This is a genomic window from Paenibacillus sp. FSL H8-0260 (genome assembly GCF_045040625.1).
GTDB classification, from domain to species: domain Bacteria; phylum Bacillota; class Bacilli; order Paenibacillales; family Paenibacillaceae; genus Paenibacillus_AQ; species Paenibacillus_AQ odorifer.
Genome location: NZ_CP150298.1, coordinates 2839244 through 2862177, shown reverse-complemented (window position 1 = coordinate 2862177; position 22934 = coordinate 2839244). Strand labels below are relative to the sequence as shown.

The window sequence follows — 22934 nt, the reverse complement described above, 5'->3', positions numbered from 1 at the left end:
TCCGGTAGTTCCCCCCATAAAGTTCTATGCTATTACCTATTCCCGATTACTCTATGTTCGCAGCTTGTTCTCGAATCTTCTCCAGTTCTGCTTTCATATCTAGCACAAGACCCACGAGAGTTAGATGATTGCATTTCGATCCGATTGTATTCGTCTCACGGTTCATCTCCTGAATGAGAAAATCCAGTTTGCGTCCTACCGGTCCTTTCCCCTTCAGGAGGGCTCTGCATTGCTCGAAATGACTATACAACCGGGTCAACTCTTCATCAATATTACAGCGATCTGCAAAAATAGCGATCTCCATCCCGAATTTATGCTCATCAAAAGCGAACGTCCCATCATTTAGTTCATTCAATCGATGTCGAAGTTTCTCTCGATATTCAATGATTACGACAGGTGCAAGTTCAACCATTTCAGCATGCATGTTCTCAAGATGGTTCAGGCGCTGTTCAATATCTGCGGCTAGATAACTGCCTTCACGGGCGCGCATCTCCAGCAGAGACTGCAAACACTGCTCAAGTCCCGCCTCCAATACTTCGGAGTAGTCTTCTAATGTCGCAGACACGGCACCCGCAGCCTCGTCTTTGCTGTCCATAATACCGGGTATAGAAAGTATATCACGTAAAGTCAACTCACCCGTCAAACCATATTCGTTCTTAAGCTGCTCTGCTGCCTTTAGATAGGTCATTACAGCAGAGTGATTCAGAACCGGTCTAACAGTCGACTCATCGTGCTCTCTATTGATGGTAACATCTATTCTTCCCCGTTTGATGTGCTGTTGAACCTTTCTTCTCAACACATCCTCATAACCCGTCCAATCCCGGGGCATCCGCAGTACAACTTCGCAGTACCGGTGATTCACCGATTTCACTTCGAACATAATCTTGTAGCCGCCGAATTGCAGGGACGATTGACCGTATCCGGTCATGCTAAATGACAACGGAATCACATCCATTACACTATTGTAATTGATTATTACTAGCGAAACAAGGGGGACAATTTGCGTCCTGATTTCTCCCACACATACTCCATTAGCTGTGTGCTCATATCGTAGAACATGAACGGAGTCATCAGATAGATCCCATTAAAATGGGCAGTAGCAACATCTAACAGTTCCTTAGCGATAGCGACACCTTCTGCTCTTCCAGCTTCCCCTTCAAGTCCCTTCATGCGGTTGCGGACATCGTCCGTAAGCTGAATACCGGGAACCTCATTATGTAGAAACTCTGCATTACGTCCGCTTGCCAGTGGCATAACCCCAATGAATACGGGAATTTCCAGATGTGCTGTTGCCTCAGCTATCTTCACGATAAGTTCCTGATCATAGACAGGCTGGGTCATAATATAATCGGCACCAGAGGCAATTTTCTTCTCCAGACGTTGCACTGCCTTATCCAAATGTTTAACATTCGGGTTAAATGCAGCTCCGATTACAAAATTCGCTTTCTGTTTCAAAGGTTTACCTGAGAAGGAAATCCCGTCATTCAGCTGCTTGATCATTCTAATAATCTCAAAAGAGGTTAAATCATAAACCGAGCTTGAGCCGGGAAGATCTCCAAATTTCGCAGGATCACCTGTTACGGCCAGCACATGATCAATTCCAAGCGCATCAAAACCCATCAAATGGGATTGAGTACCAATCAAATTACGATCCCGGCAAGCAATATGCACTAGCGGACGAAGTCCAGTTTTAGCGTGCACCAAATGCCCCAAAGCCATATTGCTCATCCGTGTAACAGCCAGAGAGTTGTCGGCGAGTGTCAACGCATCCGCGCCTGCTCTTCTAAGCGCTTCTGCGCCCTGCATAAACTTTGCGATATCCAATTCGCGCGGTGGATCAAGCTCAACAATAACCGTATGTCGTTCCTTTACCAGATCAACCAGGTTCGGCTCTCTACCCTCTCTATCATCATCGCCAAAATTATCTTGCAGCGATACACGCTCCACAGTAGGTGGCAACGATTTAGGAAGCGGTTGCGGTACATAATTCTTCAGTGCAGACGAGATTTCTGCGATATGCTGCGGAGTTGTACCACAGCAACCACCGATTATCCGGCAGCCCATCTCCGCAAAAGTCTGCGCCATTTGCCCAAAATATTCTGGTGAAGCCCCGTACCGGTATTCTCCGTCTACATAATCCGCTACACCCGCGTTTGGATACACAGAGGCTGGCAGAACCAGATTCCCTTGTACAGCTTTGAGCGCTCGCTTCATTCCGTTCGGGCCCGTGTTACAGTTAAATCCGATAACATCAGCGCCATCGCCTTCCAGAATACGAAAAGCTTCTGGCAAAGTTAATCCATCTAATGTGCGTGCTGTTTCATCGACAGCTAATTGGCAAACTACAGGAAGCGAGCTGATCTTGCGGAGTGTTCTTAGAGCTAAATGCAGTTCCTCAACATCGTAGAAGGTTTCCAGCATAATGCCATCTACGTCCTCTTCTAACAATGCAGCAATCTGCTGTGTAAAATATTTTTTCAGCTCTGTGCAAGAGAGATTCGCACGTTTGCCCGCACGAATAGATCCTACAGCTCCTAAAACATACCCATGATCTCCAGCAGCCCGGCGAGCGATTCTAACCCCGGCTCGATTAATTTCCTCAACCTTGGATTCTAGACCATATTTGGACAGCCTGTCATAGTTCGCCGAGAAGGTGTTGCTTTCCAGCAGCACTGCCCCTGCCTCAATATAGCTGCGGTGAACATCTTCAATTACCCCCGGAGAGGTCAAATTTAATTCTTCATAGGAAATGCCGACCGGGAAACCCTTCTGATATAAGTAGGTCCCCATCGCTCCGTCTCCGACTAATACTTTATTTCCCCATGCGGAACGTAAATCCGGCTTCACAACAAGATCCTCCCCTGCCACATTAGTTTCTAACTTTAGTTTCATACTAATGTAACATAAATCGGTATGGATGATAAGCTTTCCAAAAGAAATGCATTTAGACCAAAATATCCACCATGCATGTTCATCTATAAAAAGCTTCATACTAACGTTAATGCTGATATTTCCATAAAGGAGAGAATACTTTGAAGAAAAAAACAAGAAAGTTTCTGATCCGAAAATACGCTGTAACTTTACTGCTAGCCATTCTCTGTTTATTGTATATTTATTTGCTAGATTGGCTGTATGGCTATGGGCTGGGTAACGTCGGCTATATCCTTAATTATCTATTCTATACCGCCTCTGAGAAAGCAACGGCTTTTATTTTGCTGCTCTGCTTGTTCATCCCCGATATCTACTACTGGAAGACAGGACATCAACCAGAACGTGGCGGGGAAAGATGACTTCTTATCGCCGCAACAATGACAAGAATTACAGGGATCAACACCATAAAGAAGGGGAAAATCGTATATAACAATCTCCCGCCCTCATTAATATGTTCAGTAAAGCTCCGCGCGTTCAACATCGAGCTGAACAGAATGATCAGAGCACAGGGATAGACCATTCTCCGGTAAGGAATCTTGAACAATTCGGAAATCCCTATAAGTGCGGCCGCAAAAAACACTGACATTTTGAAAAAAACGCCGATAATCAGCACCATAACAACTAGAATATCCACCCGTTGAATAAAATCGGAGATTGAAATCTTGCTAATCGTGGGCATCAGAGGTAGGGGTGAACGTTTCACAATATCTGTGCCCAGCACGGAGATATTCAGCATCATAGTCAGACTTAAGAGCAAACCTGAAACAAATATCCCTGCTCCGATGACCCAAGGACCTTTTTTAGCATTGTTCAGATAGGGCATTAGCATGGTAAAACAAATCATTTCACCAAAAGGGAACATATAGTTCTGGCGAATGACAGATTCGATCACAGGCTGGAACCCATTCTCAAAAACAGGAAGCAATCGATTCAAATTAATGGAGCCCGATAACATCAGCATGATCGAGCAAAATATACCTATCAGCATTACGAGAGTTGCGAATACCAATGAAGTTCGGGATAACACCTCTACTCCTTTATGCAAAACATACGCAGAAGATAAGATCATCAATGTAGATATGATAAACAACGGTGTGCGGTGCATAGTAGCCATAACCAGCATGGAACTGCCATCCCGTAAATCACGACCCGCTAAATTGAGAAAAAGAATAATGTAGAGAACGGAAATCACCGTACCTAAGGATCTTCCCAGCAGCTTGCGGGTATATGCCGTTAAGGGGAGATCCGGAAACTTTCTGTATAAATAAGTGTACCCCGAAAAAATAATCAAACCGATCAAATTTCCGAGCAGTATGGATATCCACGCATCCTTACCAGACTCCATCCCAAGATTCACTACCAGTGCTGTTCCAAGTTCAAACAACAAAGTCAACGTGAAAAATTGGAGTAGTCCTATTTTTATTTTTCCCATAGCTGCTCCTCCTTTATCGTCATTACTTATACTTGGACTGAAAGGAATCACTCCGCATATCCGTATGCCTGATCACAGCATCCGTATTGATATTAATCTGGCAGGTTTCAAATATACGGTCCCAATGATCTTTTACTTGTTTCCAGCCACGTGGATTAGCTCTTGCTGCTGCTTCACCAAAACCTAGATAATCACTTTTTAACGAACGGGCAGTTGTTATGGCAGCGCGAATCTGTTCTTTAATATTCTTTTCCAAAAGCTTCGAAAGATTATTTAACACCGTTGGATCTGTTAGATCCAAGCCATTGGGCGATTCCTTTAATCCAGCCTGCTGAGTGACGTTAATCGTGAAGATAGGATGCTCTATGTCTTTCGCATCAGCGTGGATATGTACCTGTGATAAATACACATTAAACGATATATAATCATTCTCACCTATCGAGACCAGTACCGGCATCTGAGAGATTTTATTCTTAAGCAGAACGGTACCGATCGCCTCCTCCCCTTGCAGCCACCCTTTAAGCTTGTCTTCTTTAAAAGCTGCAAGACCCGTAACTTTTATTATGGCCTCCGGTCTTATTTTTTTTAAATTATCATTACTTTCCCTCTGCTCCAAATCTCCAGTCACTAGCACGCCATTGATCACTGGCCCTCCACCAGGAACCTGTATCCCCCGGATAATATCATCCACTTCCATCCGATAGTTATATCCGAATTGCTTGGAGGTCGTCTGCAGCTTTTCCACCAAATCGTTGGATGGAATTCTTCCGAACACGGTCATAGTCGTCATACATTCACTAGCAGGCTGTCCCTTGGAAATAAAAATCAGGCTTGTCAGCCGGGTTTCACTTTCCCTTTCCAGCACATCCATGATATCCTTGATGCCTTCTTGCGCGAACTTCTCGGAAATGATGACCACCCGAATATGTCCTAAAGACAAAAAACGTGCAGTCTGACGCGAGGCATTGGCTAATGCTTCAAACATAGAGCGGCCGCTACCTTTATATACCGAAACAGGTGAAGTCCCTCTAGCGTTCTTCCCAGAGATTTCGTCAGCAACGATAACCTGAAAGGATACTACGTATTTCTCTTCTTCTGTAGGTCCTCTATCTATGGACACACCGGAAACGATGGCTCTTCTGTTTAATTCCACACTATCCCAGCAGCCTGTGAGACTAAGACAGATCAATACGCAAGGTAAAAGTCCTGCTAAGAAAAAATTGCATTTACTCAGAATCTTGCTTTCCTTTCTTATGCGGTTGTGTCCCTTTAGTCTTATCAAGAATTTTTGGAGATAGGTTCTGTTCATGTCCGGCTGTGATCTCCTTCCCTTCTGAAATGTTCCCTTGCTGCGCAGTAGCAGGAGCTGGTTCTGCTGTGCCAAGCGCCCACAAAGGCAGCCTTAAGACGGCATCCTTCTGACCTCTGGATGACAAAGGCACGATTGGAGACAAATAAGGAACGCCAAAAGTCCGCAGACTGTTCATATGTGCAACCAGTACGATTAAACCCAGTGTAATCCCGTAAAAACCAAACATACCAGCCAATATCAAAAAACCAAAGCGGATAATTCTGCCCGCAATCGCCATGTTATACGCTGGAATGGCAAAGCTCGCAATCCCGGTCAACGCGACCACAATCACCATAACGGGCGTAATAATTCCAGCCTCTACCACAGCCTGACCAAGAATCAGAGCACCTACTACAGATACGGTCTGCCCAACTGCACGCGGCATTCTTACTCCCGCTTCCCGGATGATTTCAAACGCACCTTCCATTAGAATAGCTTCGACAAAAGCGGGGAAAGGCACATTTTCCCGTTGCGATAACAGGTTGATCAGCAAAGTCGTAGGGATCATCTCATAATGAAACGTCGTCAAAGCTATATACACGGAAGGCCCTAGAATAAGCACAATAAAACTGATATACCGAATAATTCGCATCAGAATAGCAATATCGAACCTTTGCGCATAATCCGAAGCTGACTGAAAAAAAAGAGTGAAAACCGCAGGCAAAATCAATACAAAGGGGGTGCCATCAACGACAATCACTACCCTCCCTTCTAACAGATTCGTTGCAGCCACGTCTGGCCGCTCGCTGTTATTGATCGTTGGAAAAGGGGTAAAGGTCTTATCCTGAATCAGCTCTTCGATATAACCGGATTCCATGATGGCATCTACATTAATCTGCTGCAGCCGTTTTCTAACTTCTTCAACCAGCTTCTCGTCCGCAGTATCCTTGATGTACATAAAAACCACATCGGTCTGAGTTACCGCCCCGATCTTCACATGCTCGAGTCTTAGTTTGGGTGATCTTATTCTTCTGCGTATTAATGAGACATTCGTAGCCAAAGATTCAACAAAGCTATCCTTTGGACCACGCACAACTAGCTGAGTGGAGGGTTCAGTGACAGAACGAGCTTCCCCTCCTTCAGTCTCACACATGATGCCACTGTCATAACCTTCAATGAGAATCAGTGTCTTCCCAGAAAGAATTCCGAGCAGCACCTCGTTCCAATCCTCCTGCAGCTGCGCTTCACCTATTTCCAGGGCACGGTTTAAAATGAGGTCATTCAGATTATTTGCTGCAGTATTACTTTCCTTAAGCATCTCATCTGTTATGGAGAGCAATGAACCCATTACAAATTGATTAACGGTTTCTGTCTTAGCTAGACCATTAAGATGTACCGCAGCAGCCTCAACAAAGGATTGCTCACCAAGCTTTACCTGGCGGATTCTAAGATCCGGACTATCTCCCAGCTCGGTAATGATATTGTTTAGTGTCTGCTCCAGATGAATGGTTAATCTGGCTCCAGAACCTGAACCCGCCGGGTCTGCTTGCTGTCCCTTACCGGATTTATTTCTTTTAGTTAACCCGTTGATGTTCAACAAGCTCCCCTCCTTTTTTCATAAACATTGTAGTATTATTCTCGGTTACTCCTTCCATTATTCGGCTGCTTAAAGTCACATCAGGTTAGAAACACAAAAAAGGCAGTCCAAGAATGCGCTCTTGGACTGCCCTTTTTGTTATTTTTTTATATTGCTACACTGCCCGTGAATACGACCTCAGCAGGCCCAGTCATATACACATGATTATCCTCTTCATTCCATTCAATATAGAGATCGCCGCCCTTTAGACTAATCCAAGCTGCCCGGTCTGTAAGATCGTTCAGCACAGAGGAGACAAGGGTTGCACAAGCTCCTGTGCCACAGGCAAGCGTAGGTCCTGCTCCACGTTCCCATACGCGCATATCCACTCTACCCCGATCAAGCACCGTTGCGAATTCAACGTTCACCTTTCTCGGGAACAAAGGATGTACCTCAAGCTTAGGTCCCCATGTGGCAAGACCAAAATTCACTGCATCTTCTACGTAAATCACGCAATGAGGATTTCCCATGGATACCGCTGTGAACGTAAATTCGGTTCCGTCCGCTTCAATCGGCTGAGAGAGCACTGGCTCTGCATCAATAGATACTGGAATTTGCAGACCGGACAATACAGGTTCGCCCATATCTACGGTTACAGTCTCCACAACACCGTCTTTCACGTTTAATGTAACCTTTTGTTCTCCGGCACCAATCGTTTCTATTACAATCTGCTCTGAGCTTACCAGTCCGTGGTCATATACATATTTAGAGACACAGCGAATAGCATTTCCGCACTGCTCCGCCTCCGAACCATCAGAATTCATAATACGCATCATGAAATCGCCACGCTCAGAAGGAAGGATATATACCAGTCCGTCAGCACCGATTCCAAAGAACCGGTTGCATAGGGTTACAGCAAGCTCCGCTGCATTACTTGGCAGCTCTTGCTCACCGAAAACAACGATGAAGTCATTACCGAGGCCGTGCATTTTTGTAAATTCCATTAAAAGTCCACTCCTAAAGGTTATGTTATGTTAGCATTCGCTTAAGCTTAAGGTTCTGTGTAATTTAGCATTTCGCAAGCATATGAGCGGTTAACTGCAACAAGTATACCTTTAGGAATGGAGCATTAGTATTGACTTTATGCTGAAATTTTTGTACTTTTTATCATCGTACTGCCGCTGCGCCCCCGATTACGTTTGCCGCCCCAAACACTGCCGGCACCCATCAAGAAGGTTGGGATCCCCGCTGTTACAAACACCAGACACCATTCGCGGAAATTGAGCGGCACTGTTTTGAAGACAGGCTGGAGCACAGGCACGTACATTACGGCCAGCATCAGTAAGACTGATGACAATACGGCAAGCACTAGATACTTATTCTGGAACGGATTGCGGTGGAACACTGAGCGCGAGCTGCGGCAATCGAAGACGTGGATCAACTGTGCCATAACGAGTGTCGCAAAAGCCACCGACTGTGCGCGAATCAATTGTGCAGGATTCTCTGGTGCTATACGTAAAGTTAGCCAAAATGCTCCTAGCGTACATAAGCCAATTAAGAGTCCACGGCTTATAATTTTCCAGCCTAAGCGGCGGGCAAAAATATTCTCTTTCGCACCACGCGGTTTATGCTCCATCAAATCCTTCTCGGGCTGATCCACGCCAAGGGCCATCGCTGGCAGTCCGTCTGTCACCAGATTGACCCAAAGGATTTGAATGGGAACGAGTGGCAATGGCAGAGCGAGCATCATGGCAAAGAACATTGTCAGAATTTCTCCTACATTGGATGCCAACAAATAACGAATGAATTTACGAATATTCTCATAGATGTTTCTGCCTTCTTCGATGGCTGCAACGATCGTAGAGAAGTTATCATCTCCGAGAACAAGTGATGATGCTTCTTTGGTCACATCTGTGCCTGTGATACCCATGGCTATTCCGATATCCGCAGCCTTAATGGCTGGAGCGTCATTCACTCCATCTCCGGTCATAGCCACTACGTGACCATGACGTTGTAGCGATTTAACGATCCGAAGCTTATGCTCTGGAGATACGCGGGCGAATACATACACATTGTCCGATACCTTATCCAGCTCATCATCATCCATCCGGGTTAACTGAGCACCTGTCAGCACCGTTCCACCACGCTGCAAAATTCCCAGCTGGTGAGCAATAGCCTCGGCAGTTGTTCCATGGTCACCGGTAATCATAACCGTCTTAATCCCGGCCCGGCGTGTGACGCTGATGGCATCGCGGACTTCACGACGTGGCGGATCAATCATTCCAGCCAAACCAATAAAGACTAATTGATTCTCCGCATCCTTTTCACTATTCACATGTTCATTTGGACGCATATCCCGGTAAGCCATACCTAGCACACGAAGGGCTCCAGAAGCCATCTGCTCATTGGCATCAAGCACCTTTTGCCGCAAAGTCGGCGTACAAGGCACAACACCGCCCTCCCAAAGCATGTATGAGCAGCGATTGAGCAGTACATCGGGCGCACCTTTTGTACATACCATCCGTCCTCCAGGATGGCCTACGATCACAGACATCAGCTTCCGTTCAGAATCAAACGGAAATTCCTGTTCACGAGTGTAGGTTACAGCAAGCGTCTGAGCGGTCAGACCCATCTTTCCTGACAGTGCCACGAGTGCTCCTTCAGTCGGGTCGCCTTTCAGTTCCCAAACGGAAGTGTTGTCTGCAGACTTTTCAAGAATAGCATCCTTATCCTTCCCTTTGCGTTTGCCTCGCACTTCAGACTGGAAGGTCTCGATGATTTCCGCGTTGCTGCATAATGCGCCGACCTGCAACATCCGCCGTAAGCTTTGATCATGTTTTAGATCCACTGCTTTACCTTTCTCCAGAACCTGTCCATTTGGAGCATACCCTTCGCCTGTTACCTCAAGACCACGTCCACCCGTCCATAATCGGGTCACCGTCATTTTATTCTGCGTTAAAGTTCCTGTCTTGTCTGAACAGATTACCGAGGCACAGCCCAGCGTTTCCACTGACGGCAATTTACGAACGATAGCTTTGCGTTTGATCATCCGCTGCACACCTAGCGCAAGCGCAATAGTTACAATAGCGGGGAGCCCTTCCGGAATCGCGGCAACTGCCAAGCTCACACCAGCCAAGAACATGGAGGTGGCAGGCTGTCCATGCAGAATACCTGCTGCCACAACTACAATTGTCAATCCCAGAGATACGTAGATCAGAATCTTTCCTAGTTGCTCAAGCCGGTGCTGCAAAGGTGTTTCCTGAGAATCCGTATTCTGGATTAGATCTGCTATCTTACCCATTTCCGTATTCATACCGGTACGGATTACAACAGCTCTCCCTGTTCCTCTGGTTACCATAGTGCCCATGAAGCCTAAATTCTTCTGATCACCAAGCGGAATCTCTTCTGCACGGATCGCTTCCGAATGCTTCGAGACAGGCAATGATTCCCCAGTAAGTGCGGATTCTTCCACATATAGAGCACTGCATTCCAACCAACGTACATCAGCAGGAATCCGATCACCACTCTCCAGCAAGACAATATCGCCTGGCACCAACAGCTTGGCTGGGATAATCTCGCTATTCCCTCCACGTAGCACTTTCGCAGAAGGTGCGGAGAGCTGCTTTAAAGCTCTGAGCGAACGTTCGGCGCGAAACTCCTGAACAAATCCAAGCGCTCCATTCAGTAGGATAATCGCGATGATCGTGATGGCATCCAAGTATTCGCCTAGCAACCCGGATACAAGCGTTGCACCCATGAGCACAAGCACCATGAAATCCTTGAACTGGTTCAACAGCAGGGTAAACGGAGATACTGTCTTTCCTTCCGACAGCTCGTTGTACCCGTTCTCCTTTCGTCTCTCCGCGGCTTCCTCATCACTGAGGCCCGTCCTTGGCTGGACATTGAACATTTTCTGCAGCTCTTCTGCACCGAGACGGTGCCAACTGTTTTGTTCCATGACTTTTCTTTCCCTCCCGGTCGTTTCTTTACTTCCGGCGGCGCACAGCTTTTCCACCTGTTCATGACAAATGTATTCAAGGTCGTCCAATAATATCACCCCTATCCAATTCCCCTTTTGCGCGAATGTCCTAAAGTATGGCATCATAGAGAGGTAAGCATAAACGTCTTTGGCGTCCTTATAAGGACAGGTAGGCGTTTGAGCGAGAAATATAAGAAATAAAGTATTGTGTGAAACTTTTACTTTCTTATATTTAAGAAATTCATTTCACGGCGACAGGAGAGCTTTATCATGGCATTAGACGGCATTGTTACCAAAGCTATCGTGCACGAATTGCAATCATTCATAGGTGCACGTATAGGAAAAATATATCAACCGAACAATCACGATTTAATTTTTAACCTGCGCGGCGCAGGTGGCGGCGGCAAGCTGCTGCTCTCTGCTAATCCTACGTATCCTCGGGTGCATTTTACCGAAAGAAACAGCATTAATCCTTCGGAAGCCCCCATGTTCTGCATGCTTATGCGGAAGCATTGTGAGGGAGGGACCATTGAAAGCATTACGCAGGTAGGCATGGAACGAATTATTCACATAAACGTCAAGACTAGAGATGAGCTTGGTGACGTATTTGCCAAAAAGATCATCATAGAGCTCATGGGTCGGCACAGTAACATCATTCTTACTGATCTCAGCTCTGGAACGATCATAGACGGCATTCATCATGTAACTCCATCGATTAGCAGCTATCGGATTGTGATGCCCGGCATCGCCTACACAGAGCCGCCTCAGCAGCATAAGCTGAACCCTTTGGAAATCGGCCAGGAGCAATTTCTCAATTTAATCTCCGCTGCTGAAGAAGCTGCGCTGATAGAGAATGTTGAGGAGGAAGCTGAGCCAGAAGAAATCATTGAGGGAGAGCTTGCTAATCTGATCACAAAAGAAGCAGTAGAGCAAAAACCTGACGGCTCTGGCGGTCCATCTCCCTCAGCTGACCCGGTGGGCTGGATGGTACACGCTTTCAGCGGAATGAGCCCGCTGATTGCTGGTGAAATTGCTCTTCGTCTGAGAAACACCTTGGATAAAGGCGAAGTTACAGAAACCGAAGCAGCGTTTCCAACAAAATTATGGGTTGCCTTCCATTCCGTAATGGGACCCGTATGCGATAACGAGTTTTCTCCTGTTGCAGGTGCAAACGCAAAAGGTAAAATGATTTTTTCTGCAATCCCCTTAACACTTCTGGGTGAGAGTGCGAAACATTACAACTCCATCAGTGAATGTATGGAGGATTATTACGGAGATAAAGCCGAGCGCGATACTGTAAAGCAACGGGTGAGTGATTTGATCCGTTTCCTCAGCAATGAACGGAGCAAAAACGTTAAAAAACTCGCTAATTTGCAGAAGGATCTCGACGAAGCTCAGGATGCTGATCGTTACCGCATTTGGGGTGAGTTGCTTTTCGCTTCATTACACGCGGTATCTAAAGGGGATAAAGAAGCCTCCTTGGTCAATTATTATGATGAAAATCAGGCGGAAATGGTGGTTCCGCTCGATCCGTTATTAAATCCTTCGGACAATGCACAACGTTATTTCAAAAAATACAACAAATATAAAAACAGCCTGCTTGTTATTAATGAACAGCTTTTGAAGACGCATGAGGAAATTTTGTATATGGAGAGTCTGCTGCAGCAACTTGCCCACGCTTCCCTCAACGACATTGAGGAGATCCGCGACGAGCTTGTAAGCCAAGGTTATCTGCGTGACCGGAGCAAAAAGGGTAAAAAGAAGAAAAAGGCCACCAGACCCACATTACAGGTCTTCACCTCTTCAGAAGGAATCGATATTTATGTCGGCAAAAATAATTTGCAGAACGAATACGTCACCAATCGGCTGGCTTCTCCGAATGATACTTGGCTGCATACCAAGGACATCCCCGGATCACACGTGGTCATCAGAAGTGAGCAATTTGGAGATGCAACGCTAGAAGAAGCCGCTCAGCTTGCCGCTTATTTCAGCCAAGCCAAACAGTCCAGCAGTGTGCCTGTGGACTGTACATTGATCCGCTATGTACGTAAGCCAAGCGGTTCCAAGCCGGGATTTGTAATCTATGATCATCAAAAGACACTGTTCGTCACACCTAATGAGGAAAGAATTAAGAGTCTTCCAAATACTTTGAGAAGCTAACTACTAGATATAAAGAAACCTCCAGCTGCAGATGTTGAACATCTAAGGCTGGAGGTTTTTATAATTTGCTCCGCAAATCGACTAATTTCATGCCTTCTTGTTTAAAAACTTCAGTACTTCTGTAGAAACCGTAACACTGCCGATATCCCCGTGAAAAATTACGCCTTGACGGGCACCATGAAAGTCAGAACCTCCGGTTATTAACAGATTATAATCCTCAGCCATAACTTGATAACGTTCTTCTTCCGCAGGTCCATGATCAGAGTGATAGACCTCAATCCCTTTAAAAGCGCCTTGCTCCAGAATATCTCGCACCAGAAGGTCATCCCCGTACAAGCCCGGGTGGGCTAATACTGGAGACCCTCCTGCCTCAATGATCCACTCGCAAGCTTCCTCCGGTGTGATTCTGGGAGGTGACACATAGGCCGCTGCACCCTCGGCCAAATACTTGTTGAAGGCATCTCTCATATCGGTAGCTGCCCCAAGCCGAACCAGCTCGTCGGCAATATGTGGCCGGCCGATGCTTTCATCAGGCTTCAATTCCCGCCCGATCCCCGCTATAACCTGTTCCAAGGTAATCGCAATCCCAAGGTCTTGCAGCTTGGTAATTATCGCTTCATTCCTAAGTGCCCGGGTATCTCTTAGCCCTTCCAAACGTGAGAGAAATTGTTCATTCTCAGGATCAACATAATAGCCCAGCACATGAATGTCTTTGCCACCAGCACGCGTACTGATCTCAACACCAGGCACAACGGTTATTCCGTACTTCTCTCCTGCTTCACAGGCTTCCTTCACGCCAGCTACTGTATCATGATCCGTAATGGCAACAGCGCTTAGCCCCTTCTCCTTAGCAAGCCGTACATTCTCCGCTGGCGGCTGCATGCCGTCAGAGGCTTGAGTATGGGTATGGAGGTCGCATACATCCTTAGCGGATAGGTTACCTGCATTCTCCCACTCTTCCCGCAGAATCCCCATTTTTATGGCATCATAGTATTCTCCTCGCACGATTCGTGCTTTACGGACGCGAGCTTCCTCCACCATGCCACATTTCGCTGCCAACCCGATCATTCTTTTATTCCCTGACCAGGTGCCTATTCCAAGACGGACTGTATCAAGAGAATTAAATAAATAATCTATCCACATCTTAAACGCTTCCGTACCGTAACCACCTGACCAATAACTAGAATCAAAGATTACTATACCAATCTCCATCCAGTTGGTTTCTTGCGATATCCAGTAGCGCCCTACTTTCCCCTTTACCTTGCCGTCTATTTCTATGATCAACAGGTTACGCGGGGTTTCCGTCTCAACTAACGCCAAATGACCTATGTAGTCCTCGGTAAACTTTTCGAATCTTTGATGTGTCAAAGATTTATAGGGACCATCCCATTTCAAGTGTTCACGGTCTTCAGCTTCATGATAGTGATAATAAAGCTTCTGAAAATCAGCCTCTGTAATATCGCGCAATACTAGCTTTTCTCCACGTAGAACAATTGACATTGTAATATCCCCCGCTTTAACTATCAGATTTGATTCGAATGCTCACGCAAATAAGTCAGGAAGGTTACTGCAGAAATTGGCAGCAGTGTTGATTTTAGATGAATGGCGTAGAATTGTCTTTTAAAAGAGGCATCGGAGATATTCACAATTTTCAACAGTCCCAGCGCAACTTCATGCTTAACCGAAGAGGTCGATATGATCGTTATGCCAAGACCTGCTTCCACCGCTGATTTCACAGCTCCCGTACTTCCAAGCTCCATCACGATCTTCATAGTTCCCGGATCAAGTCCCTTGGAGAACAGCTGCTCCTCCATCACACGCCGCGTTCCTGAGCCCTGCTCACGCAATACAAAAGGATGCTGAAGCACTTGCTCCAAGGTAACCTCTTGCTGCTCCGCAAGTGGATGATCATGTGGCACGATCAACTTCAGCTCATCTCCCATCACGGGCTCGATCTCCATGTCCGGATGTGTGACCGGGGCTTCAATTAAACCAAAATTCAGTTGATGCTTGAGGATTTCCTCCATAATTTGCGAGGTGTTCATCACTTTCATCATAATAGAAATGTTAGGATATTGCTTTCCGAAAGGGCCTAACAGCCGTGGCAGCACGTATTCTCCTATCGTAAGACTCGCCCCAAGCTGCAGCCGCCCCTCCAGCATATGTGTGAATGCTGACATCGCTTGATCCGTCTCACGCATCAGCTGAATACTGCGCAGCGCGTATGGCATCAGGGTGTGCCCTGCTTCGGAGAGTACGATTTTTTTGGTGGAACGGTTAAACAATTTGGTGCCAAAATAATCCTCCAGTGCCTGTACCTGCATGGTCACAGCTGGTTGAGTCATATGTAAAGTCTGCGCCGCCGCCGAGAAGCTTCCCCGCTCGGAGACCGTATAAAAAATATGCAGCTGATGAAAGTTCATGCTTCGCAACTCCTTATATTACAAAAAGAACGTCCTTTAAAGACGACAATCGTTTCTCGTAGAAACTTAAGAATATTATAATCGTGCAGTATATAAATTCTTATATTTTTAAAAAGGACATGCAGACTCGCCGCATGCCTCTTACCCGTTTCTTTATAGACTATTTGCGTCTTCGTTTCTTCTTCGACAGCTTTGTGCGGTGAGAATTACGCAGCAGTGAAAAATAGGTCTTTAAATCTCTCAACTGTGGCATCTCCGAGATTCTCCCAAGAAACGAAACGATGATCATAGAATATAATGGCTGGCCTGAGAGATCTCTCTCACCTGTCAATTCCGTAAACTCAGCGATTACTACAGAGTCATCGTCAATTAAATATGCGTTATAATCACTGCTTGAAAAGGGCTTGATCCGATTCTGCATTAGGCACTGCCACATCCATGCAGCGACCTCTTCGGCATTGCTTGCACCATTGCTGATGCGATCCATATAACGGCTCTTCGCATGATTGGTTATAACGATATCGGCGACCCTGTAATCGTTCAGCATGATGTGGAAGGGCTCATAAGTGCTGGGCCAATCCGTCCCCTTGTTGCGCATCATCATCACACTCCACCATAAGGGTCTTAGTATGCACTTAATGTTGTCATCTTACCTCATTGCCGAAAGTTGTACAAGTTTCTACCGTCGAGAGTAATGGCGTTTTTTTGTAAATAAGCATAAAAAAAACAGGCGCTGTTTAAGCGCCTGTTTATCTCCTGGAATCACATACTGTAATTACGGGACTTGTCCGGTCCATTACTAGTATACTCTGTCTTAATTTCGTTACGATAAGATCTTTCAATCTTTCGCACATAGGAGAGTCTGCGGACATTCTTCATAACTTCCTCAGCCCGTTCTGCATTTACATACATAACTGCATAATGCATTTTCCGAGAAACATAATGTAATGTTCCGTATTTCTCAAGGTTACGTGCCGCTTTAACGTCACTTACCCAAATGATGTATCCTGTCCGTTCCGCAAACATAAGCTAAACCGCCTTTCTCTCTCTAAATCCTAAGGGAAGCTTATCCGCAGGAGCATTTTCCCCCGCTGCCGCATCCACCTTTAGGGGAAGGATCATTACTTGGTACTTTAATGCTATCGGATACTGAAAAAGCAATCGCTTCCGACATGGAATGCAGAATGTCGTCAAGGGTCTTCTCTGCCAGCTTGAAACGAACAACTTCTTCGAACCGCTCCAGTTCCGCTTCTACTGCCGAAACCTCATCCTTTGCTGAATGATAATTCGGGTGGAAATGTCCGAATCGCTGTGTTTCTTCAAACAACTCCTTCTTAGTCTGAAGTCGTTTGACCATGGCCTGAATTTCGGGGTTCGTATCAACCCGTCCTTTCCAGTATAAGTAATCCGACACCTCGGCGGATTGATTAATCATATCGCCTAATTCATAGGCGTATGTCAGCACTTCAGCCATATCGACCGTATTTATTTCAGCTACGCTCATGAACTCAGCTCTTTTCTTCGTTAATGATCTACCGATTCAGTAGACTTTTCTATCATACCATAATCACTCGCTTGAGCAGAAGAGGAATTTCTTCGTCCTTTGGGAATAACTAACTTCATTTCCTTCCAGTCTTCCGGAGTGAGCTCTATATCTTCAACCGTTTCACCATCGTGATAGAGCAGCTGTCCGGAAACTCTCCATGGATTTCCGCTTATGCGGGAAGGGATAAAATCTAACATCTGATCTTTTAGTGCAAAACGCACTTTGACTCCCCATCTTAACCCTTGCTCCATCACCTTTTGTGCAGTCGAGCTATGATAATGCCGCCATTCTTTGCTCCAGATCTGCGGTACATTTTCTCCACCGAAGAGAATCTCCTCCTCTTGTTCAGGAGCAATAACCGGCAGGTTAAGAAAAGGATTCCCTTTGGACAGCAATCCTAGTTCTACATTCAGCTCTGGAAGAACATACGTTGCCTCGGGGTTTCCTGTTTCATGTGGAAACCAACTCCACCCTACGTTTGGATCCTCCCCTTGTCCTCCAATGATTCTGGAAGGCGCTAGCCCCGCGGAGTACAGTTCTTTTCGTATCTGTTCCATATATTCCGGGTCCACTATGAAATGTAAAGGACCGATACGTTCAAGATTCTCCTGTAAACGCGGGTGAGCTGCGATAGCAGCTCCATCGGCTTCCGTCTGACAGGTCAAGAGAATTACTTGCGATAGTGAAGTACGGCCAATGCTTTTTGCCCATTGCTCAAGGGACATTTGAACCACCGAAGGAAGCCCGCCCAGAGCATGCTCGCTTATCCAGGAGATGATGTCATTCGGTGACATTCCACGCTCAGCTGCAAGTTCCAACCTCTCTTTCGTCAGCCGGAAGCTCCATATCGTATCACTTTGCTGGAGCTCAGCGCAGCCAGCCAGTGTCCATCGTACAGAAAAGGGGACCTCCGGTGGAACCAGTACCTCGAAATCCGGCTGCACAATAAACTGTTCCTGTGTATCTCCAGACCCAACAGCAGCGAATGATCCCCTCTCAGCAGATAGCATTGGCTTAGCAGCGGTCCAGCGAAAACACAACATGCCCTCAGCGGTTTCTCCCAGTTCACACCAGCCAAAGCCTGTTAAACAACGTAACCAGTTCAAGCTTGACTTCTCAAGCTCATTACGGGCAACGTTACCTGTGAGATTAGAAGCCATCATCCAGTCTAATAGTGCGGGCAGCATTATCCATTTCCCGGGGATAAAATCTGCATTAGAAATTATATAACGAAAATGTTGATCGGCTGGGCCCACGCTTCCAGAGCGATTAATTACAATCCCATAAAGAATGTCACTCATCGTCGCTTCAGGAAGCTGCAGCCAACGATCCAACAGCTCCAGATCAAGCGTGTATCCGGCACTCTGCCTGCGAATAAGTCCAAGACACAGCAGAATATCCACCGTCGCTATGACAGAAAGTGTTTTCTGTTCCTCTAAAAGAGAACCTACGGAGAGCCCTTGCAAATGCTCCTCCCCAAAAGAAAGCTGGCCCGCTAAGCGGTTTAGATGCTTTTTATGAATAATCCCCTTGGCTGTCAGCGGCAACCCTTCCCAAGCGGTGAACAGCAAAGCCCGAAACAAATCTATCGCCAGTCCGGCTCTTGCTTCCATGGTAAGACTCACTAAATGCCCGGCAATGAATTGCGGCTGATACGGGAAAAATTCTTGTTCAATTGCCGGCAGCTGATCAACAGGAATCTGGTACAGCTTTTCGCCTAATATTTTATGCCTTGCAGTTAACAGCCCCTCGCGGCGCAATTCGTTCATTGCAAGCTTTTGCTCAGCACGACAAAGCGCCACAGGGCGCAATCGTTCTTCCTTCCCTTCCTCAAACGGCTGGGCAGCATAAGCTGCACATAATCGCTTTAAGACCTCTAATGCTTCTGTAGACAGATGGTTCAATGGATGGTTCGCTCCTCTCCACTCGGCATCTTTTTAACGACATATTCATAGCCCTGCTCAGTCAAAAACATCCGGCGGCGCAAAGCGAAATCCTGTTCCCGGCTATCTTCAGATACCAGTGTATAGAAATAGGCTTTATTCTCCCCCGCTTTGGGACGGAGGATTCGACCTAGTCGCTGGGCTTCCTCCTGCCGTGATCCATAAGCTCCCGAGACTTCAATAGCAATTGACGCGTCAGGTAAATTCACCGCGAAATTCGCTACTTTTGACACCACCAGTACCTGTATATCTCCCTCATTAAAAGCCGCATATAGCTCGTCTCTTTCACGCTGCTTCGTTTTGCCGGTAATTAAAGGCGCCCCGATCCTGTCAGCCAGTTCACTTAACTGGTCGAGATATTGTCCAATAACCAGCACCGAAGAACCTGTATGGACCTTTAGAAGCTTGGCTACAATTTCAGCTTTGGCAGGATTGCAGGAAGCCATACGAAATTTTTCTTTTGCCGCCGCATACATATATTCTTGTTTAAGCTCCGGATTCATCGGCACAATGATCTCTACACATTCCACTTCAGCGATCCAGCCCTGCTGCTCCAGCTCCTTCCAAGGCAAATCGTAGCGTTTCGGTCCGATTAAAGAGAACACATCCCCTTCCTTCCCGTCTTCTCTAACCAAAGTGGCTGTAAGCCCCAGTCGACGTGTAGCCTGAATGTCTGCTGTAGCCCGAAATACAGGCGCTGGAAGCAGGTGAACCTCATCATATATAATCAAGCCCCAATTGCGTTCGTTAAACAGCTTCATATGAAGAAACGGACCGTCTTTGGACGAACGATGCGTTAATATTTGATAGGTGGCAATGGTAACTGGCCGCACTTCTCTTTTTTCACCCGAATATTCACCTACTGCCTCTCCAGCCAAATCTGTTCGCTCCAGCAATTCATCCATCCATTGCCTTACGGACGTTGTATTTGAAGTTAAAATCAGGGTTTCACATTGGAGACTTTCAAGTACTGCTACTCCTACAATTGTCTTCCCTGCGCCACAAGGCAGCACCACCACACCGCTTCCCCCTTGTCCTTCTGTCCCTTGAAACAGCTGAACGGCCTCCTGCTGATATTCACGTAAGCCAAATGAATCGTTTGCCGAATCAGCCTTGCAGGTATCGAGATTCTCCTTCCAGGTCAAGCTAAGCGCTTGCCCTTCATGATATCCGGCGTAGTCGAGAACTGGATACCCCAATCTCATCAGCTCTTGTTTCAAAAGCCCTCTATTCTCCGCAGGGCACGAGCATTCCAGAGGATTTATTCTCAGTAGACCCAACGCTTTTAGACCTTGTACATCACTCAACTCATTCAAAAGCTCAGGAGCATCCGTTCTTAACATAATGACCTCATTCTGAGTCTCTTGGCCATGAAGAGTCAGCTTTCCATATCTGGACAAAAGAGTTTCAATTTCCTCCTCCAGTCCTGTGGGAACACCCCAGCGTGCAAGGTGATGCAGGCTAGTGATAATCTCCTCAGCAGTATAATTAAGCGCAGCTGCATTCCAAAGAGATAAAGGGGTAATTCGGTAGGTATGGTAAGCAGGAGGACTTTTTATCAGCTCCGCGAAGGTCCCTAGCTTTTTCCTTGCCACCTCAAAATCCGGATGAGCACATTCCAGTAAAATTGTCCGGTCCCTGCGTACGATGCAAGCTCCTGATCCATTCATAGCTTTTCCTCCCTAGTGTTCAAGTGATTTAAGCTTGCGCTATGTAATTTTGTTTATTTTCATATAACAGGAAAAAGCCCATCCCCGCATAACGGTCATGAGCTTCCCTATCTGACTATTTAATGTAAGTGCTGCTGCGAAATATCATGGAGGGCTTCACCAGCTTCATCCGCAAAAATGTCGCTCACAGCCAGATCTCCAATCGACACAACGCCCACCAGCTTCTGGTCACGTGTCACCGCCAGCCTGCGAATTTGCCAGCCAGCCATTACCTCTGCAGCCTCATCTACTGAAGTATTCTCCGAGACGGTCTGAATCTCTTTACTCATTACAGTTTCCACTGAGGTTGAACCAGGATGTTTAGCTGCATAACCTCTAATCACGAGATCGCGGTCAGTAATTACGCCGAGCAGTGTCTTATGTTCTTCATTATCAACAACAGGTATAAATCCAGTGTCATAATCTCGCATTTTCACGGCAACTTCATACACATTATCTTGCAGCGTAACCGTTGCAGGCTCCTTCGTCATAACCTCTTTCACTGTCTTCAAGAATGAACCCTCCTAATCATGGTCTCCATGTTATGGGAATAGGTTCTCCTCTATGAAACGAAATTATACGATTGTGTTCTCACGCATACAGGAATTCGCCATAGCAATGAGCAGCTTCATTCCGTGCAGCATGGCATCTTCGTCAAAATCAAATTTGCTATGATGATGTGGATAGTCAGCCTCTTTATCCGGATTTCCGGCACCCACAAACATAAAGCAGCCTGGAATCTCCTTAACATAATAGGCAAAATCCTCAGCTGGCATCAGCTTTTCCATCCGAATCACTTCAACAGATTCTCCTAAAGCCGCTGGAGCCACCTCGAAAAACCGCTGCACTTCACCATCGTGATTTACGAGGGGAGGATATCCCATAACGTAATCTATCTTAGCTTCTGCCCCGTAAGCGCTGGCAATAGAAACGGTCATTTCTTCGATTCGCTGGCGTATCAAATGCCGTGTCTCCTCGTCGAATGCCCGCACTGTCCCTGTGATCCGGCATTGCTCGGCAATGACATTTTGGGCGAATCCCCCTTGAATGGTTCCGACACTGAGTACAGCGGGCTCCAGCGGGTTCACAGAGCGGCTTACAATGCTCTGCAGCTGGGTCACCAGCGCCGCTCCCGCCACGATGCTATCAATGGTACGGTTCGGCATGCCGCCATGTCCGCCTTTGCCAATGATATCTATAAAAAACTCGTCCGCAGACGCCATCAACGGTCCCGGAGCACTCCCTACAGTTCCCATAGGCAATGGAGTCCACAGATGCAGACCATACACCGCATCCGCTCCTTCTAACATGCCTTCGGCAATCATTCCCTGCGCCCCTCCTGGGCATACTTCCTCTGCGGGCTGAAAAAGAAAACGCAGCTCGCCTTCCAGCTCCTCAAGCCGGCTGCTGTAGTAAGAGGCTACACCGAGCAGTATGGAAGTGTGGCCATCATGTCCACAGGCATGCATTACCCCTTCATTTTGCGAAACGTAATCCTTCTTGTTCTCCTCTTTAATAGGTAGGGCGTCCATATCCGCGCGAAGAACAACGGTTTTCCCCGGCCGCTTTCCCCGTAGTATGCCAAGCACACCATACCCTGTCCCGCTTCTTCTGACTTCAATTCCGAATTTGGCTAACTTATCTGCTATAAATGCTGACGTTTCCTTTTCATGAAAAGACAACTCCGGATGACGATGCAAATGGCGTCTCCATTCTACGATCTCCGGCATGAGCGAATCAACCGCTAAGCTCTTCATAAGTTCTCCATCCCCTTCTCGATAAACCCGCATCCATAGCAAGCGATAGCAGTCCTGTTCACTTTGTTCCAGCCGCGAACGACTATAATTCTTTTATTGTAGCAGAAACGCAAAAAACTGGGTATTGTTAGGCACTGCCTACTCTTGCACAACCTTTAGAAACATACTATCATGAGGTAGAACATCA

At 46.6% G+C, this 22934-nt stretch carries 18 protein-coding genes and 1 pseudogene; 2 read left to right on the top strand and 17 right to left on the bottom strand.

The window, feature by feature from the left end:
- Positions 1 to 46: 46 nt before the first annotated feature.
- Positions 47 to 940: a YicC/YloC family endoribonuclease gene (locus tag MHI51_RS12600; protein WP_036686185.1), complete on the bottom strand. Its 894-nt coding sequence runs from the start codon at positions 938 to 940 to the stop codon at positions 47 to 49.
- Between the two features lie 38 nt (positions 941 to 978).
- On the bottom strand, positions 979 to 2847 hold the full coding sequence (locus MHI51_RS12595; protein ID WP_405173918.1) for a bifunctional homocysteine S-methyltransferase/methylenetetrahydrofolate reductase: 1869 nt from the start codon (positions 2845 to 2847) through the stop codon (positions 979 to 981).
- Positions 2848 to 3032: 185 nt separating this feature from the next.
- Here MHI51_RS12595 and MHI51_RS12590 point away from each other — a divergent pair, with 185 nt between their 5' ends.
- Complete coding sequence (locus MHI51_RS12590; RefSeq protein WP_076275858.1) at positions 3033 to 3290, top strand: hypothetical protein; 258 nt, start codon at positions 3033 to 3035, stop codon at positions 3288 to 3290.
- Here the strand turns inward: MHI51_RS12590 and MHI51_RS12585 are convergent.
- From MHI51_RS12585 to MHI51_RS12565, 5 genes are all read right to left on the bottom strand, one after another.
- Positions 3263 to 4363: a GerAB/ArcD/ProY family transporter gene (locus tag MHI51_RS12585; protein WP_405173917.1), complete on the bottom strand. Its 1101-nt coding sequence runs from the start codon at positions 4361 to 4363 to the stop codon at positions 3263 to 3265. The two genes, MHI51_RS12590 and MHI51_RS12585, sit on opposite strands and share 28 nt — an antisense overlap.
- Positions 4364 to 4385: 22 nt before the next feature.
- Positions 4386 to 5672, bottom strand: coding sequence for a Ger(x)C family spore germination protein (locus tag MHI51_RS12580; protein WP_405173916.1), 1287 nt, complete (start codon positions 5670 to 5672; stop codon positions 4386 to 4388).
- Positions 5590 to 7251 carry a spore germination protein gene (locus tag MHI51_RS12575; RefSeq protein WP_076183382.1) on the bottom strand — a complete coding sequence of 554 codons (1662 nt, stop codon included), beginning with the start codon at positions 7249 to 7251 and terminating at the stop codon, positions 5590 to 5592. The genes MHI51_RS12580 and MHI51_RS12575 overlap by 83 nt, the downstream gene beginning before the upstream one ends.
- A 146-nt stretch (positions 7252 to 7397) precedes the next feature.
- On the bottom strand, positions 7398 to 8234 hold the full coding sequence (dapF, locus tag MHI51_RS12570) for a diaminopimelate epimerase (RefSeq protein WP_076275860.1): 837 nt from the start codon (positions 8232 to 8234) through the stop codon (positions 7398 to 7400).
- Between the two features lie 137 nt (positions 8235 to 8371).
- Positions 8372 to 11188 carry a calcium-translocating P-type ATPase, SERCA-type gene (locus MHI51_RS12565; RefSeq protein WP_076189874.1) on the bottom strand — a complete coding sequence of 939 codons (2817 nt, stop codon included), beginning with the start codon at positions 11186 to 11188 and terminating at the stop codon, positions 8372 to 8374.
- A 291-nt stretch (positions 11189 to 11479) separates the two neighbouring features.
- Here MHI51_RS12565 and MHI51_RS12560 point away from each other — a divergent pair, with 291 nt between their 5' ends.
- Positions 11480 to 13369, top strand: a complete 1890-nt coding sequence (locus tag MHI51_RS12560; protein ID WP_076275861.1) for an NFACT family protein — start codon at positions 11480 to 11482, stop codon at positions 13367 to 13369.
- 87 nt (positions 13370 to 13456) lie between these two features.
- Here the strand turns inward: MHI51_RS12560 and MHI51_RS12555 are convergent, their stop codons facing one another.
- The 10 genes and pseudogenes from MHI51_RS12555 to MHI51_RS12510 form a co-directional block, all read right to left on the bottom strand.
- Positions 13457 to 14344 carry a PHP domain-containing protein gene (locus tag MHI51_RS12555; protein WP_076129160.1) on the bottom strand — a complete coding sequence of 296 codons (888 nt, stop codon included), beginning with the start codon at positions 14342 to 14344 and terminating at the stop codon, positions 13457 to 13459.
- A 72-nt stretch (positions 14345 to 14416) separates the two neighbouring features.
- A pseudogene (locus MHI51_RS12550) lies at positions 14417 to 14869 on the bottom strand (GNAT family N-acetyltransferase); the annotation flags it as partial.
- A 23-nt stretch (positions 14870 to 14892) separates the two neighbouring features.
- Positions 14893 to 15792 carry a selenium metabolism-associated LysR family transcriptional regulator gene (locus MHI51_RS12545; RefSeq protein WP_076129135.1) on the bottom strand — a complete coding sequence of 300 codons (900 nt, stop codon included), beginning with the start codon at positions 15790 to 15792 and terminating at the stop codon, positions 14893 to 14895.
- Between the two features lie 160 nt (positions 15793 to 15952).
- A complete protein-coding gene (locus tag MHI51_RS12540) occupies positions 15953 to 16390 on the bottom strand; it encodes a hypothetical protein (RefSeq protein WP_076129159.1) in 438 nt (145 codons plus the stop codon).
- A gap of 164 nt (positions 16391 to 16554) precedes the next feature.
- On the bottom strand, positions 16555 to 16818 hold the full coding sequence (locus MHI51_RS12535) for a YlbG family protein (RefSeq protein WP_036686170.1): 264 nt from the start codon (positions 16816 to 16818) through the stop codon (positions 16555 to 16557).
- Positions 16819 to 16858: 40 nt separating this feature from the next.
- On the bottom strand, positions 16859 to 17296 hold the full coding sequence (locus MHI51_RS12530; RefSeq protein ID WP_076129134.1) for a YlbF family regulator: 438 nt from the start codon (positions 17294 to 17296) through the stop codon (positions 16859 to 16861).
- A gap of 20 nt (positions 17297 to 17316) precedes the next feature.
- Positions 17317 to 19242: a helicase-associated domain-containing protein gene (locus MHI51_RS12525; RefSeq protein ID WP_405173915.1), complete on the bottom strand. Its 1926-nt coding sequence runs from the start codon at positions 19240 to 19242 to the stop codon at positions 17317 to 17319.
- The gene (locus MHI51_RS12520; protein ID WP_405173914.1) at positions 19239 to 20951 is read right to left on the bottom strand and encodes a DNA repair helicase XPB; all 1713 of its coding nucleotides are present in this window, start codon (positions 20949 to 20951) and stop codon (positions 19239 to 19241) included. Before MHI51_RS12520 ends, MHI51_RS12525 begins: the two co-directional genes overlap by 4 nt.
- Before the next feature lie 119 nt (positions 20952 to 21070).
- Positions 21071 to 21502 carry a CBS domain-containing protein gene (locus MHI51_RS12515; RefSeq protein WP_076301805.1) on the bottom strand — a complete coding sequence of 144 codons (432 nt, stop codon included), beginning with the start codon at positions 21500 to 21502 and terminating at the stop codon, positions 21071 to 21073.
- A gap of 63 nt (positions 21503 to 21565) precedes the next feature.
- Entirely contained in the window at positions 21566 to 22747 is a 1182-nt protein-coding gene (locus tag MHI51_RS12510) for a M20 family metallopeptidase (RefSeq protein WP_076301804.1), read from the bottom strand.
- Positions 22748 to 22934: the final 187 nt, after the last annotated feature.

Bases quoted from the DNA above. Each gene is read 5' to 3' on its own strand.
- MHI51_RS12565 (WP_076189874.1), bottom strand. From the start codon at position 11,188: ATGGAACAAAACAGTTGGCACCGTCTCGGTGCAGAAGAGCTGCAGAAA.
- MHI51_RS12520 (WP_405173914.1), bottom strand. From the start codon at position 20,951: ATGAATGGATCAGGAGCTTGCATCGTACGCAGGGACCGGACAATTTTA.
- MHI51_RS12530 (WP_076129134.1), bottom strand. From the start codon at position 17,296: ATGAGCGTAGCTGAAATAAATACGGTCGATATGGCTGAAGTGCTGACA.
- dapF (WP_076275860.1), bottom strand. From the start codon at position 8,234: ATGGAATTTACAAAAATGCACGGCCTCGGTAATGACTTCATCGTTGTT.
- MHI51_RS12560 (WP_076275861.1), top strand. From the start codon at position 11,480: ATGGCATTAGACGGCATTGTTACCAAAGCTATCGTGCACGAATTGCAA.
- MHI51_RS12580 (WP_405173916.1), bottom strand. From the start codon at position 5,672: ATGAACAGAACCTATCTCCAAAAATTCTTGATAAGACTAAAGGGACAC.
- MHI51_RS12555 (WP_076129160.1), bottom strand. From the start codon at position 14,344: ATGGGGATTCTGCGGGAAGAGTGGGAGAATGCAGGTAACCTATCCGCT.
- MHI51_RS12545 (WP_076129135.1), bottom strand. From the start codon at position 15,792: ATGAACTTTCATCAGCTGCATATTTTTTATACGGTCTCCGAGCGGGGA.
- MHI51_RS12585 (WP_405173917.1), bottom strand. From the start codon at position 4,363: ATGGGAAAAATAAAAATAGGACTACTCCAATTTTTCACGTTGACTTTG.
- MHI51_RS12540 (WP_076129159.1), bottom strand. From the start codon at position 16,390: ATGCGCAACAAGGGGACGGATTGGCCCAGCACTTATGAGCCCTTCCAC.
- MHI51_RS12535 (WP_036686170.1), bottom strand. From the start codon at position 16,818: ATGTTTGCGGAACGGACAGGATACATCATTTGGGTAAGTGACGTTAAA.
- MHI51_RS12510 (WP_076301804.1), bottom strand. From the start codon at position 22,747: ATGAAGAGCTTAGCGGTTGATTCGCTCATGCCGGAGATCGTAGAATGG.